This is a genomic window from Acidaminococcus sp. (assembly GCF_057597765.1).
This window is the reverse complement of record NZ_DBMBXK010000003.1, coordinates 119079-133368: the sequence shown is the minus strand read 5'-3', so window position 1 is coordinate 133368 and position 14290 is coordinate 119079. Positions and strand designations below refer to the sequence as shown.

At 55.8% G+C, this 14290-nt stretch carries 14 protein-coding genes; 10 read left to right on the top strand and 4 right to left on the bottom strand.

What is annotated here, in order from left to right; translation table 11 throughout:
- Positions 1–79 precede the first annotated feature (79 nt).
- From ACZOF8_RS02880 to ACZOF8_RS02855, 6 genes are all read left to right on the top strand, one after another.
- On the top strand, positions 80–835 hold the full coding sequence (locus ACZOF8_RS02880) for a hypothetical protein (protein ID WP_154487569.1): 756 nt from the start codon (positions 80–82) through the stop codon (positions 833–835).
- 130 nt (positions 836–965) lie between these two features.
- Complete coding sequence (locus ACZOF8_RS02875; RefSeq protein WP_154487571.1) at positions 966–1841, top strand: NAD(P)-dependent oxidoreductase; 876 nt, start codon at positions 966–968, stop codon at positions 1839–1841.
- A 128-nt stretch (positions 1842–1969) separates the two neighbouring features.
- Positions 1970–3013 (top strand): ABC transporter substrate-binding protein, encoded by a 1044-nt coding sequence (locus ACZOF8_RS02870; RefSeq protein ID WP_154487573.1) that lies wholly within the window; start codon positions 1970–1972, stop codon positions 3011–3013.
- A gap of 109 nt (positions 3014–3122) precedes the next feature.
- Entirely contained in the window at positions 3123–4808 is a 1686-nt protein-coding gene (locus ACZOF8_RS02865; protein ID WP_481143567.1) for an ABC transporter permease, read from the top strand.
- Positions 4809–4822: 14 nt separating this feature from the next.
- A complete protein-coding gene (locus ACZOF8_RS02860; RefSeq protein WP_487426537.1) occupies positions 4823–5893 on the top strand; it encodes an ABC transporter ATP-binding protein in 1071 nt (356 codons plus the stop codon).
- Between the two features lie 325 nt (positions 5894–6218).
- Positions 6219–6599: a RidA family protein gene (locus ACZOF8_RS02855; RefSeq protein ID WP_022486751.1), complete on the top strand. Its 381-nt coding sequence runs from the start codon at positions 6219–6221 to the stop codon at positions 6597–6599.
- Between the two features lie 38 nt (positions 6600–6637).
- Here ACZOF8_RS02855 and ACZOF8_RS02850 read toward each other — a convergent pair whose 3' ends face one another.
- The gene (locus ACZOF8_RS02850; protein WP_022486752.1) at positions 6638–7390 is read right to left on the bottom strand and encodes an IclR family transcriptional regulator; all 753 of its coding nucleotides are present in this window, start codon (positions 7388–7390) and stop codon (positions 6638–6640) included.
- A gap of 199 nt (positions 7391–7589) precedes the next feature.
- Here ACZOF8_RS02850 and ACZOF8_RS02845 point away from each other — a divergent pair, with 199 nt between their 5' ends.
- Both ACZOF8_RS02845 and ACZOF8_RS02840 read left to right on the top strand, forming a co-directional pair.
- Complete coding sequence (locus ACZOF8_RS02845; RefSeq protein ID WP_154487579.1) at positions 7590–8558, top strand: agmatinase; 969 nt, start codon at positions 7590–7592, stop codon at positions 8556–8558.
- 3 nt (positions 8559–8561) lie between these two features.
- A complete protein-coding gene (locus ACZOF8_RS02840; protein WP_154487581.1) occupies positions 8562–9080 on the top strand; it encodes a folate family ECF transporter S component in 519 nt (172 codons plus the stop codon).
- Between the two features lie 42 nt (positions 9081–9122).
- Here ACZOF8_RS02840 and ACZOF8_RS02835 read toward each other — a convergent pair whose 3' ends face one another.
- The 3 genes from ACZOF8_RS02835 to ACZOF8_RS02825 form a co-directional block, all read right to left on the bottom strand.
- Positions 9123–10487 (bottom strand): radical SAM/SPASM domain-containing protein, encoded by a 1365-nt coding sequence (locus tag ACZOF8_RS02835; protein WP_487426536.1) that lies wholly within the window; start codon positions 10485–10487, stop codon positions 9123–9125.
- 207 nt (positions 10488–10694) lie between these two features.
- Positions 10695–11018 (bottom strand): AzlD domain-containing protein, encoded by a 324-nt coding sequence (locus tag ACZOF8_RS02830; protein WP_022486756.1) that lies wholly within the window; start codon positions 11016–11018, stop codon positions 10695–10697.
- Positions 11015–11767, bottom strand: a complete 753-nt coding sequence (locus ACZOF8_RS02825) for an AzlC family ABC transporter permease (RefSeq protein ID WP_195839598.1) — start codon at positions 11765–11767, stop codon at positions 11015–11017. The genes ACZOF8_RS02830 and ACZOF8_RS02825 overlap by 4 nt, the downstream gene beginning before the upstream one ends.
- Before the next feature lie 185 nt (positions 11768–11952).
- Here ACZOF8_RS02825 and ACZOF8_RS02820 point away from each other — a divergent pair, with 185 nt between their 5' ends.
- On the top strand, positions 11953–13218 hold the full coding sequence (locus ACZOF8_RS02820) for a DUF1015 domain-containing protein (protein WP_154487587.1): 1266 nt from the start codon (positions 11953–11955) through the stop codon (positions 13216–13218).
- On the top strand, positions 13202–14287 hold the full coding sequence (serC, locus tag ACZOF8_RS02815) for a 3-phosphoserine/phosphohydroxythreonine transaminase (RefSeq protein WP_487426535.1): 1086 nt from the start codon (positions 13202–13204) through the stop codon (positions 14285–14287). The genes ACZOF8_RS02820 and serC overlap by 17 nt, the downstream gene beginning before the upstream one ends.
- The last annotated feature ends 3 nt before the right edge of the window (positions 14288–14290 follow it).

Below are 14290 nucleotides of genomic sequence, written 5' to 3'. Positions count from 1 at the left end.
GGAGTGCTGCACGTTCTGTGCAGCACTCCCCTTTTTTTTTATGCTATAATATTCCCGTATCAGAAAGGCGGGAAATCGTATGTTGAAGAAAATCATGCTCCTTGGCTGCCTGCTGGCCCTTTTCCTGGGGGCCGGGTGCGGCAAAGAGACCAATAAAACAGAACAGGTCCATGTGGCTTCCTATCCGGGCTGGGTAGAAATCCAGGCCGGGGATCAGGGATCCTTTGCGGTGCCTCCGGAAATGATCCTCCAGAGCCAGGAAACCCGGGATGGACTGCTGAAGGCTCCAGACCTGGATCCGCTCCTGAAAAAATGGCTGGAAGCGGACCAGGAAGTGGTGAAGAGCCCCGGGTCCGTCATCGTCCAGAGCGGGAAACTGGATCCGGTGCCCTGGAATACCGATGAACACCTGGTGTGGGTGGAATTCAAGACCGTGGCCAGCCCGGAAAAAATGCCCCGATATGGCCAGAACATCGGCCTGAAAGGGGACCAGATCAAAGAATTCGGGGACATTACCCAAAAAAGCATCCAGGGGATCTACACCAAGATGCTGCCGGAAGGCTATTCCCTGAAATTCACCAACTGGCAGCCCATGGCCAGCAATATCGTGAACGGAGTGGAAAGCCTCCATACCAGCTATGACATGGAAGTGCTCCAAAAGGGACAGCACCTGATGACCTTCCACGCGGAACGGTGGACTCTGTTCAACCTGGACCGGGTCCATACTCTGACTGTGGTGTGGAACAAGGCAGATGACGGCTACTGGAAGGAAGACACCCACAAGCTCACCAACATCATCAATACTCTGAAGATCACCCCCAGCAAGGGGAAATAGGGGGATGTGAGGTTTTGTCAACGGTCAGCTGACAATCCAATTCCCTCTTGCGCGCCTCCATTCTCATAAATTATAATGATTCTAAATGATGTGGTTTTGTTTTGCATTTTTCCGGAAAGAAGGGGTTTGTATGACGGAAATCCGTGATATTGGTTTTATCGGTACGGGTATTATGGGGAAATCCATGCTGCGGAATCTGGGAAAGGCGGGCTATGCCATGCACTGCTATGCCCGGCATCCGGAAAAAGTGGCGGATCTGAAGGCAGAAGGGGTTACCTTTCATCCTTCCATCTCCGATCTGGCCGGTGCCTGCCAGTGCCTGATCACCATTGTGGGCTTTCCCCGGGATGTGGAGGAAGTCTATCTGGCCCCCGGGGCTCTTATGGACAGCGCCCGGCCCGGCAGCTTCCTCATTGACATGACCACCACCAGTCCCACCCTGGCCCGGAAACTGTATGAAGAAGGGACCAAACGGGGCTTCCATGTGCTGGATGCACCGGTGACCGGCGGGGATACCGGCGCCCGGAACGGCACCCTGTCCATCCTGGTGGGCGGAAAAAAGGAAGATTTCGATGTGCTCCAGCCGGTGTTCCAGGGCATGGGTACCAACATCAACTACATGGGAGAAGCGGGGATGGGCCAGCACGCCAAAATGGCCAACCAGATCATGATTGCCGGTGCCTTGTCCGGGGTCTGCGAAGCCCTCCGGTACGCCCAGGCCAACGGCCTTGATCTGGAAACCCTGTTGAAGGCAGTGTCCACCGGGGCGGCGGGCAGTGCCCAACTGAACGCCTTCGGGCCCAAGATCATCCAGGGAGACTATGCTCCCGGCTTCTTCCTGAAGCATTTCATCAAGGACATGGGCCTGGCGGAAGAAGAAGCGGAAAAGAAGGAACTGAAGCTGCCGGTGCTCCACCAGGTGCTGAAGGAATACCGTTCCCTGGCCAAGGAAGGAAAGGGAGATCTGGGGACCCAGGCTCTGTTCACCTATTATGAAAAAAAGTAATGGACAAAACTGATTTTTGACGTTTTTCCGGATGAAAACGGATATACTGAAAGAAATCATCCCTGACAGGCATCAGGGCATCACAAATTATCAGAATAGAAAAAATCATCAGGAAAGGACGGGATTGTATGAGCAGCAAGAAATGGCTGGCCGCGGCAGCGGCTCTGCTGGCCTGCGGAACCCTCCTCCTGGCCGGCTGCGGCGGGGGAGACAAAAAGGCGGCGGATGGGAAGAAAGGGGTATCCGGGAATGTAATGGTCTACACCTCCATGTATCCGGATATCGTCAATTCCATGTGCAAACCAAAAGTCCAGAAAGCCTTCCCGGATCTGAAAGTCAGCTGGTTCCAGGGCGGAACGGAAAAGATCAAGACCAAGATCGCCGGGGAAGTAAAGGCCAACAAGATCAGCGACGATGTGCTGATGGTGGCGGATCCTTCCTATTACATCTATCTGAAGGAAAAAGGTCTGCTGCTGGATTACAAATCGCCGGAAACCAAGCATCACATCATGGAAGTGGACAAGGACGGAGCCTGGGCTGCCGTCCGGGTGTGCAACATGATCATCGCCTACAACAAGGACAAACTGAAACCGGAAGATGTGCCCACCAGCTGGCAGGACCTGACCAATCCCAAGTACAAGGGGCGCATCGCCATGCCCAACCCGCTGCTGTCCGGTACCGCCTATGTGGCCGTAGGGACCCTGGCGGACAAATTCGGCTGGGAATACTTTGATGCCCTGAAAGCCAACGGACTCAGGGTGGAAGAAGGGAACAGCGCCATTCAGAACAAGCTCCTGACCGGAGAATACATGGCCGCCATCATCCTGGAAGAAAACATCCTGAAGCTCCAGCAAACCAAGAAGGAACCTCTGGAAGTGGTCTATCCCAAGGAAGGCTGCATCCTGATTTCTTCCCCCATCGGGATCTTTAAGGCCACCAAGAACCCGGAAGGGGCCAAAGCCCTCACCGACTGGTGGCTGAGCAAGGAAGGCCAGGCGGCGGTAACCGCCGGCTGGATGCATTCTGTGCGGGATGATGTGGAAAAACCCAAAGGGGCCAAGTACAGTCTGAAGGAACTGCTGAAGAACGCTCTGAAAGTGGATTGGGAAAAACTCACCCGGGACGAATCCAAGATCAAGGAAGAATTCCGGTCCAGAGTCATGGATGCCTGATCCGGCGTGTTGCGGGACATGATGCCCAAGTATGCCTGGAGACAAAAGGAGTCAGGGTCGGGAATCCAGCCCTGGCTCCTTTCCTGCCTCATTGTGTCCAAAGGAGTGTATGGTGAAAAAGTGGAATTTGCCTCGAATCGACAGTAAGTTTGCGGTCATTGCCCTTACCGTCCTGGCTCTGTTGTATTTTATCGTGCTGCCTCTGGCGGTACTGATCTGGGACAGCGTGATGGTGGAGGGGACCTTTGACCTGAGCAATTATGCAGCGGTGTACAGCCAGAAAGTGAACCTGAAAGCCCTGCGGAACACCGTGGAGATTTCCCTTCTGGTGATGCTGCTCAGCGTGCTGATCACCTTTCCCCTGGCCTGGCTCATCGGCCGGACGGACCTGCCGGGACGGAAAAAGTTCCGGACCATCCTGGTGGCCAGCTACATGATCCCACCCTATGTGGGAGCCATTGCCTGGACCCAGCTGCTGAACCCGGATGTGGGCTATCTGAACCAGCTGCTGAAAACCCTGTTTTCCCTGTCCCAGGCCCCTTTCAACATCTATACCCGGGGCGGGATGATCTGGGTCCTGACCTTATTCTATTCTCCCTTTGCCTTCATTACCATTTCCCGGGCCATGGAAAAAATGGATCCTACCCTGGAGGAGGCTTCCCGGATCGCCGGAGCGTCTCCCCTTAAAGCCCTGTGGGATGTGACTCTGCCTCTTATGGCTCCCAGCATCTTGGCCGGAGGACTTCTGGTGTTCATCGGTGCCGGTTCCTGTTTCGGGATCCCGGCCATAGTGGGGATGCCCGGGAACATCGAAGTGCTCACCACCCGGATCGTATCCTTCGTGTACATGGGGGATGACCAGGGGATCCGGGACGCCACCACGTTAGCGGTTTCTCTGATGTTTCTGGCCAATGGGCTGCTTTTTTTCATGAGCTGGCTCATGGGTCGGAAGGACTATACCACCATCAGCGGCAAAAGCACCCGTCCGGTGCTGGTGGAACTGGGCCGGTGGAAGGGAGTGGCCACCTTTTTTGTGGGGCTCTACGCCTTTCTTTCGGTGATCCTGCCCCTGGGGTCCATTGTGATGACCTCCTTCATGGTCAGCATGTCCAAGGGCATCCGGCTGGACAATTTCGGCATCGACGCCTGGATCCCGGTGCTGGAAAACAGCCAGTACCTGGACTGCATCTGGCGGTCCCTGGGCTATGCCTTCATTTCCGCCTGTGTGGGTACCCTGCTGGCCCTGTTTGTAGCCTATCTGTCCGTGAAGACCCGGGTGCCCGGACGGTCCCTGCCGGATATCCTGGTGATGGTGGGAGGCAGCACTCCCAGTGTGGTCATCGCCCTGGCCCTGATCATCTTCTTTTCCGGAAACTATGGGCTGAACCTGTATTCCAGCATGTGGATCCTGATTGTCAGCTATCTGGTGAAATACATGACCATGAGTGTCCGGACCATTGCCGCTTCCCTGAGCCAGGTCTCCAGCAGTCTGGAAGAGGCGGGGCTCAACGCCGGGGCCGACTGGCTGCGGGTGTGTCGGGACATCATCATGCCCCTGATCGCCCCCTCCATTGTGGCCGGCTGGTTCCTGATCTTCATGCCCAGTTTTTATGAACTGACCATGTCCAATCTGCTCTACGGCAGTGACACCCAGACCATCGGGGTGCTGCTGTACGAGCTCCAGACCTATGCGGACACCCAGAATGCCTCGGTGCTGTCGGTGATCATCCTGGTGATCGTCATGGTGGGGAACCTGATCCTGAACAAGGTATCCAAGGGCAATATTGCCATTTGATGAGGAGGACTATTGTGGCGCAAGTAAAATTGGAACATCTCTACAAACGGTTCGGCGCCGTGACGGCCGTGGGGGATTTCAACCTGGAGGTGGCGGATGGGGAATTCATATCCTTCCTGGGTCCCTCCGGCTGCGGCAAATCCACCACCCTGCGGATGATCGCCGGCTTTGAACGGCCTACGGAAGGGAACATCCTGCTGGGGGACACCCTGGTGAGCAGTGCGGAATCCCATGTGTTCGTACCCCCGGAAAAGCGGAACATCGGCATGGTGTTTCAGTCCTATGCGGTATGGCCCCATATGACTGTGGCGGAAAACGTGGCTTATCCCCTGAAGATCCAGAAGGTCCCCAAAGAGGAACGGGACAAACGGGTGGCCGAGGCTCTTTCCATGGTCCATCTGGACAAGTACGGGGAACGGTATCCCAGCCAGTTGTCCGGAGGCCAGCAGCAGCGGGTGGCTCTGGCCCGGGCTCTGATCGCCCAGCCGGGTCTGCTGCTTTTGGACGAACCGCTGTCCAACCTGGATGCCAAACTCCGGGAAAGCATGCGGTTCGAAATCTCCTCCCTCCAGAAACGTCTGGGGATCACGGTGATCTATGTGACCCACGACCAGTCGGAAGCCATGACCATGAGTGACCGGATCGTGGTGATGAACGGAGGCGTGGTCCAGCAGGTGGGACGGCCTTATGAAGTGTATACCCATCCGGTGAACCGGATGGTGGCGGATTTCATCGGCCTGGTGAATTTCCTGCCTGGGGAAGTCCGGGAGGAACGGGTCTTTGTCCAGGGAACCCAGGTGTCCTTTCCCAACAAAACGGGGCTGCCGGAAGGGCCGGCGGTGATCGGGGTCCGTCCGGAAAACATCACCCTGTCCAAAACCGGTGGGATGCTCCAGGGAACGGTGAAGCACCGGTTTTACATGGGAGATGCGGTGGATTACCGGATCCAGGTGGGAGACCATGTCCTCCGGGTGATGACCCACGGCAGCGCCTATCATCAGTGGGCCGATGGGGAACCCCTGTATCTGGATCTGGAAGACGTGATCCTCCTGAACAACGAGAAGAGCAATTATGTGATTACGTGAAAGAGGGGGTGTTGCACGTTTCGTGCAACACCCCCTTAGCTGTAGAGCCGCATAGCGGCTCAAGTCTGGAGTCGGAAGTCTGGAGCCGAAGGTTAAATTTGCAGGCAAATTTTTTGAATGTGTAGAACCTTTGGATGAAATGATCGCTCAGATTGATTTCGATTCTGGTTTTACATAATCAAAAGGATCCGTCCAGCCAGACGGATCCTGTCCTGAGGCTTCCGACTTCAAACTCCAGACTTCCGACTAAGGGGCTGTTGCGCATGCAACAGCCCCTTTTCCATGGTATAATACCCCTATCCCAACTTTTAAGGAGGTTTTTCCCATGAACAAACAGATTGCAACTCCCAAAGCCCCCGGTGCCATCGGACCTTATTCCCAGGGTATCGAAGCGTCCGGCAAGACCGTGTATGTTTCCGGCCAGATCCCCATCGACCCGGCTACCGGTGAATTTGCCGGGACAGATATTGTGACCCAGACCCGCCAGTCCCTGACCAATGTGAAAAACATCCTGGAAGCCGCCGGCTACACCATGGAGGATGTGGTGAAGACTACAGTGCTTCTCAGCGACATTGCCGATTTCGGTCCCATGAACGAAGTGTACGGCACCTTCTTCACCGGCGTATGCCCGGCCCGTGCCTGCTTCCAGGTGGCCGCTCTGCCCAAAGGGGCCCTGGTGGAAATCGAAGCTTTTGCGTGCAAGTGATAAAAGGGGGCTGTTGCCATGGGCAACAGCCCCCTTTTTCACTCTTCCAACAATGCACTTTTCCGCTCCAGCCGGGTTACCGTTTCTTCCAGTCCCTGCCGGAGCACCGGGTAGGTGATGGCCCGAAGCCGGTCCACTGGACCGGAAATGGTCAGGACGAACCGTTTATCCTTCAGATGGAGGGGCATGGCGATGGCGGCCACCCCCTGGTCCACTTCTCCTTCCGAAATACAGTATCCGTCCTGGAGGATCTTCAGCAGCTGGTTCTTCAGGATCCGTTGCTTCGTCCGGTCCGGTTCCAGTTCCTGGAGCAGCTGCTCCCGCAGTTCTTCCGGCTGGGCGGCCAGCAGGGTCTTGCCTGTGGCGCCGCTGCGCAGAGGGACGATGTAGCCCCGTTCTCCCGCCACCCCCAGACGGTGCCGGCTTTTGGCCAGGTCCGCACAAATCCCCGTATGGCCCAGGAGCACGGACAGTACCACGGTTTCGTTGAACTTTTCCGCCAGCCGGTGCATTTCTTCCGACAGCAGATCCCGGGAGGTGTTGTGGACGGAAACGGCGGAAGCCACCAGCAGGATCCCGGTTCCCAGGTAGTACTTTCCGGTTTTGGCGGATTGTTCCATCCATCCAGCCTGCTGGAGGGTCCGGAGGATCCGGTAGACCGTGGTCTTGTGGAGCCCCAGGGCTTTGCTGATTTCCGTAAGGCTCAGGGTTTCCCGGCGCTGGGCGGCATACAGCTCAAGGATCCGGATGGCATGGAGGACGGAATGGACCGCCGGTGTGGTTTCTGCCATAACATTGAACTTCCTTTCCCAATGGATCTTGTTTTCCCTCATTATACGGAGAACCAAAAACAGGGTCAAGGAAAATTGTTTCGTTATAGTGTCCGTATTGCGAAATAGTGTCCAATTTCGTTGACTTCCCAGAGGGGTCTTCCTATAATGGTCCCAAGAGAAGGGAAAACCCAAGTACAGAAAGAAGAGGAGATTGCACATGGACAACTTCAGCCTGCAGAAACCTTTGAATATGGCCCCTACGGGCATTGCCACCTTTGCCAAAACCGACCTGGCGCCGGATATTTACAACCTGAATGCGGATATCGCCATCCTGGGAGCGCCGTTTGACCTGGCTATCCAGGGACGTACTGGCTGCCGGCTGGGGCCCCGGGGCATCCGTCTGGGTTCCACCCGGTTTACCTACAAAAAAGGCGGCACCTACGATTCCGAACGGAAAGAATTCTACATGGATACGGACAAATGGAAGGTGGTGGACTGCGGGGATGCGGATTATATCCCCGGGGACCTGATGGGTACCATGGCCAACCTCCGGGAAGCGGTCCGGATCATCCAGAGCCAGGGTACCATGCCGGTGGTGCTGGGTGGGGACTGCGCCGTGGACTTCCCTATGCTTCAGGGCATGGAAGGGGCCGGCAAGTTTGACATCATCCACATTGATGCCCATCTGGACTGGACCAAGCCTCTGGACGGGCAGAAATATTTCAATGGGTCTCCCATGCGGAACGCAGCCAGCCTGCCCTATGTGGGACGGATCCTCCATCTGGGGATCCGGGGCATCGGCAGCAGCGGCCCGGAAGACTTTGCAGAAGCCCGGGAACACGGGGACGGGATCTACTCCGTCCGGGACGTGCGGAAAAAGGGCATCGAGGCCATCCTGGACGAATTCCAGCCGGCGGACAAAGTGGTGCTCTGCTTCGACATCGATGCCATGGATGCGGTGTACGCTCCGGCCACCGGTTCTCCCATGTTTGGGGGCTTCAACTACGACGATGCGGTGGATATCCTGGAAGCCATTGCCAACCATACGGAACTGGTGGGGATGGTGCTGACGGAAGTGGCCCCTCCTTTTGACGATGTGGGGGGCACCACCGGGTATCTGGCGGCCCGGCTGATTTCTGACATGCTGGGGTTTGCCACCAAGGCCCGGGAAAAGAAACAGGAGTAAGCCATGACAGGGCTGCAGAAAAGGCGGCCCGGACAGTGGATCACCATGATCGGGTTCTGTGTGGCCATGGAGGTGATCCTGGCCCGGTTCCTGTCTCTCCATACCTGGAATCTGAAAATCGGCTTCAGCTTTCTGCCGGTGGCGGCGGCTGCCCTGTGGGGCGGGCCTCTGGCCGGCGGCATCACCGGGGCCCTGGGGGATCTGATTGGAGCCCTGCTGTTTCCGGTGGGAGCTTATTTCCCCGGATTTACCCTGTCCAGCTTCCTGGATGGGGTGGTGTACGGCTGGTGCTTCCGCCGGGGCATCGGCAAGCGGCAGATCCTGTTGGCGGTGCTGGTGGTCCAGGTGGCCATCAGCCTGCTGCTGAACACCTTTTGGCTCACGGTATTGTTCCAGGTCCCCTGGAAAGACCTGGCCACTCTCCGGCTGTTCCAGTGCGCTGCCGGGATCGTGATCAAGTTCGGGATCCTGAGCCTGGTACTGCCGGTATTGAAGAAACATCTGGTTCCCTTAGGAAAATAAAAGATGGGTGTGCTGCACGTCTTGTGCAGCACACCCATCTTTTCAATCTGCTCCTAAAGGTATTTCTTCTTTTTCTTTCTTTTCCTGGATCTCCTTCCAAAGTTTTGCAGCCATAGGAGCCCAGGCTTTGGCATAAGCTTGGCAGCTGCCGCAGAGGGTATCCACGTCTTCCGGCGACTGGAGGTCGGTGGAACGGGCACCGGAGCGATGGACCATGGCTTTCAGGCAGTCAGGGTTCTCCAGCATGGGACAGGGCCGCAGGTGGTTTGCATTGAAAGGCTGCCCTTTGGCATATTCCTGGAACAGGGGCTGGCGCAGGCAGGTGAGCAGGTCGTCCCGGTTGATATTGGCACTGGAATAGTGGATGAATACACAAGGTTCCACATCCCCGGCCGGGTTGATGTGGCAGTAGTTCCGACCCCCGGCGATGCAGCCGCCGATGAATTCCCCGTCGTTCTGGAAGTCGATGGGGAACAGAGCGATGGGATTTTCGCTGCTGCGGATCTCCCGGATCCGCCGGACCATATAGGCACGCTGTTCCGGGGTGGGCAGCAGATCCAGAGAGGCTTCATTGCCTACAGGCATGTAATGGAAGAACCAGCTGTACCAGGCTCCGTTGTCCACCAGCATCTGGAGGAAACGGTCACTGGTGACGGTTTCGATGTTCTTCCGGGTGTAGCAGATGGAAGTCCCGAAGAAAATCCCATATTTCTTCAAGAGAGCCATGGCGTGCATCACTTTATCGAAATCACCTTTGCCACGGCGGCTGTCATTGACTTCCCGATAGCCTTCGATGCTGATGGAGAAGCTCAGGTTCCCCACGTCCACTACCTGGCGGCAGAAATCCTCATCGATCAGGGTGCCGTTGGTGAAGGCGTGGAATTCACAGTCCGGATGGGCCCGGCAGAGCTTCAGGATATCCCCTTTCCGGACCAGAGGTTCGCCCCCGGTCATCATGAAGGTATGGACCCCCAGGGCTTTCCCCTGAGTCACGATCTTGTCCATGGTTTCATAGGAAAGGTTCAGGGTATGGCCGTATTCCGCCGCCCAGCAGCCGATGCAGTGCATGTTGCAGGCACTGGTAGGGTCGAACAGGATGGTCCAGGGAATGTTGCAGTGGTATTTTTCCCGGCAGGCTTTCCGGGTCTTCAGTCCATAAAATCCCGATTCAAAACCCAGATTCATGATCCCGGTTTTCAGGATATGGGGATTCAGGGTATCCAGGCCCCGTTCCACAAACTTCCACCATTTTCCGTCCTGGCGAATCAGTTCCCGGGCACCGGCAAAGGAGGAAGGGGCGAAAAAGCTCCCAAAGAATTTCTCCATCAGATAGGAAAGACGGAGCAGGGATTTCTTCCGTTCTTCCGGATCTTTTACAGACAGTACATGATCAACCACCGTTTCCACGGCTTTCCGTTCAGCATCATGGATCAGCTTGCTTTCTATGATCCCTCATCTCCTTCATTACAACTTCAGATATAAGTATAGCAGACGGAGATTAAAAGTCAAAAAGACAAATCAATTTCACAATTAAAAAATAAACAAAGAGAAAAGTGTAACATGGTGTTACAAAAAAAGCTGTGAAGAAATGAGGATCCATTTCTTCACAGCTCCTTACAAAAAGTGCTCCAACAACGCAAACACGCCGCCTCCGGCCAGCACTGCTACGCCCAGGGATTTGGTCTTCAATACCAGGGGAGTGATCAGCAGGGTGGTCAGCAGGGGAATGTTGTGGAGGGACAGGTTCAGGCGGCCTTCTGTCAGGAAAATATCCGGGAACACCAGGGCTCCGAAAATGGCCGGAGGCACAAAATTCAGCCACACCTTGAACCAGTGGGGAATGGGATGTTTCCGGATAATGGCCATGGGGATCACCCGGGGCAGGAAGCCGGTCAGGGCCATGATCAGGATTACACAGAGAATATAAGTCTGGTTCATGCTTCACTGCCTCCTTCCACAGGCCCGCAGTCTTCTTCCGCTTCCGGCGCTTTTTCCGGCTGGATTTTCTTTTCATGCTTCAGGTATACCCAGGCGGCCAGTCCGGAAGGGATCAGGGACGCCAACACAATATGGAGCTTGTAGGGTACCACCTGGGACAGCACCACAGCCAGGATCCCGGCAGTCAGGCCGGTGATCACCATGGTCCGGTTCTTCAGGTAGTTGGACCAGATCCCCAGGAACATGGCGGTAAGGATGTAGGACACCAGGGACAGATCCAGGTGGATCAGCCGGGAGGCATAGCAGCCGAAGGCGTTGGCTACTGCCCACACCCCCATGCTGAGGATATCCAGGCCCAGCGCTTCTTCATGGGTCCAGTGGTCCTGCCCTTCCTGGAAGGAAGAAAGGTTCACCGCAAAGGTCTCATCGGTGGTACCGTAGGCGAACAGCCCGGTGTAGAGTCCTGATTTTTGAGAGACCAGAGGAGCCAGAGTGGAGGTGAACAGGGAATACCGGAGGTTCACCATCAGGATGGTGAGAGCAATGGAAATATAGGAGGCACTCTGGAGCATCATGGCGATCCCGATGAACTGGGAACTGCCGGCAAAGGCCAGCACGCTCATAATGAACATATGGAAGGGATTCAGGCCGGCCTTTTCTCCCAACATGCCGCAGGCCATTCCCAGCACCCAGTACCCCAGGATGATGGGAGCGTCTTTCTGCAGTACACGTCGTGTAATATAAGCCATGAACAAAACCCCTCTTTCTATGTATAATGGATACAGAATTCTTTGTCCCATATTATATACCAGTTTACGAATTTTTACTATAAAAACGCAAATATGGTATAATGAACCTATGACACAATATTGCAGAGGGACTTTTGTTACGAAAAGCACCCAAAAATCAAAGCTATCATTCGGGAGTGATAATTATGGCAGAAATCAGACCTTTTGCTGCCCTGCGTCCGGTTCCGGAACTGGTCAGTCAGATTGCTGAATTACCTTATGATGTAATGAGCACCCAGGAAGCACGGGATATCCTGAAAAAGAATCCTCTGAGTTTCGTCCGGGTCACCCGGGCGGAAGCGGATCTGCCGGAAAATGTGGCAGAATCGGATCCCAGGGTTTATGCCAAAGCCCGGGAAAACCTGGAGAACTATGTGGCCAAAGGCCAGATGAAACAGGATCCCCAGCCCTGCTACTATATCTACCGGCAGCAGATGGGGGCCTATATCCAGATCGGTCTGGTGGCTGCCGCCTCTCTGAAGGAATATAAAGAAGGGATCATCAAACGCCATGAACTGACCCGCCAGGTGAAGGAAACGGACCGGGTGAATCACATTCTGTCCACCAAAGCCCAGACCGGGCCGGTGTTCCTGGCCTACCGAAGCAAGGGGCTTTTGACCGCCTTCCTGCTGGAATACATGGGCAGCCATACGCCGGTGTACAATTTTGTAGGGGATGACAAGATCCGCCACACCCTGTATGTAATCAGCGAACCCCTGAAGGTAAAGGAAGTGACCCGTCTGTTCCAACAGGTGCCGGAACTGTACATCGCCGATGGCCATCACCGGTGCGCCGCAGCCCTGCGGGTGGCGGAAGAACTGGCCAAACGGCCGGGTCAGACCGGAAAGGAAGAATACAACTACGTGCTGTCCGTGATCTTCCCCTCCAACATGCTCCATATCCTGCCCTACAACCGGGTTGTCCGGGATCTGGGAGAACTGAGCGAAGAGAAGTTCCTGGAAATGGTCCAGGAAAACTTCCTGTTGGAAAAGGACGACCGGCCGGTGGAACCTCAGGTTCCTCACACCTTCGGCATGTATATCAGCGGCCAGTGGTACCGGCTGACCGCCAAACCGGATACCTATCCCACCGCTGACCCCATCCATTCCCTGGATGTAAGCATCCTCCAGGACAATCTGCTGGCACCGGTGCTGGGCATCGACGATCCCCGGACGGATCCCCGGATCGACTTTGTGGGAGGCGTACGGGGGCTGGGAGCCCTGGAAGACGCGGTGGACGGGGAAGATGCCACCGTGGCTTTCTCCCTGTACCCCACTTCCATGGATCAGCTGATGACGGTGGCGGACAAGGGACTGGTGATGCCTCCCAAATCCACCTGGTTTGAACCGAAGCTCCGGGACGCACTGACTGTACACTTAATAGGAGATGAACAAGATGGGAAGAATCTTTAATTTCGAGGCAGGGCCCTCCATGATGCCCCTGCCGGTGCTGGAACAGGCCCAGCGGGAACTGCTGGATTACAAGGGAAGCGGCATGTCCATGCTGGAAATCAGCCACCGGAGCCCCCTGTTCGAGGAAGTGAACGACCAGGCCCAGGACCATATCAAAAAACTTCTGGGCATGGATGACAGCTGGAGCGTAATGTTCATGGGCGGCGGGGCCACCCTGCAGTTCTCCATGATCCCCATGAACTTTCTGACCCCCGGGAAGACCGCGGCTTATGCCATTACCAGTACCTTCTCTGAAAAGGCCATCAAGGAAGCCCATAAAGTGGGAAATGCGGTGGAAGTGTACAGCAGCAAGGCCACGGGCCTGGACCGGGTGCCCCGGCCGGAAGAACTGGTGCTGCCGGACAACTGCGCCTATCTCCATCTTACCGGGAACTGCACCGCAGAAGGCCTGGAATATTTTGACTATCCGGATACGGGAGATGTGCCCCTGATCGTGGACATGTCTTCTGACATCCTCAGCCGGCCCATCCCCCTGGACAAGTTTTCCCTGATCTACAACGGGGCTCAGAAGAACATCGGCCCTGCAGGGGTCACGGTGGTCATGGCCAAAAAGGATTTCCTGAAGGGACGGGATCCCCAGCTGCCCATTATGATGAACTACGAAACCTATGCGGACCACGATTCCACCTACAATACCCCGCCGGTATTCGGCATCTATCTGGTGGATCTCATGTCCCAGTGGCTGCTGGACCAGGGAGGCCTGGAGAAGGTGGAACAGCGGAACATCGCCAAGGCCAGAAAGGTCTATGACGTGCTGGATGCCCATCCGGACTTCTACAAGGGCCATGCCCAGAAAGGCAGCCGGTCTCTGATGAACGTAACCTTCAACCTGCCCTCCAAAGATCTGGAAGGCAAATTTGTGGAAGAGGCCAAGGCTCGCGGTATGGCAGGGCTGAAGGGCCACCGGGCCGTAGGGGGCATCCGGGCTTCCATCTACAACGCCATGCCGCTGGAAGGCGTCCAGAAGCTAGTGGACTTTATGGAAGATTTCTGGAAGAAAAATCGCTAAGGA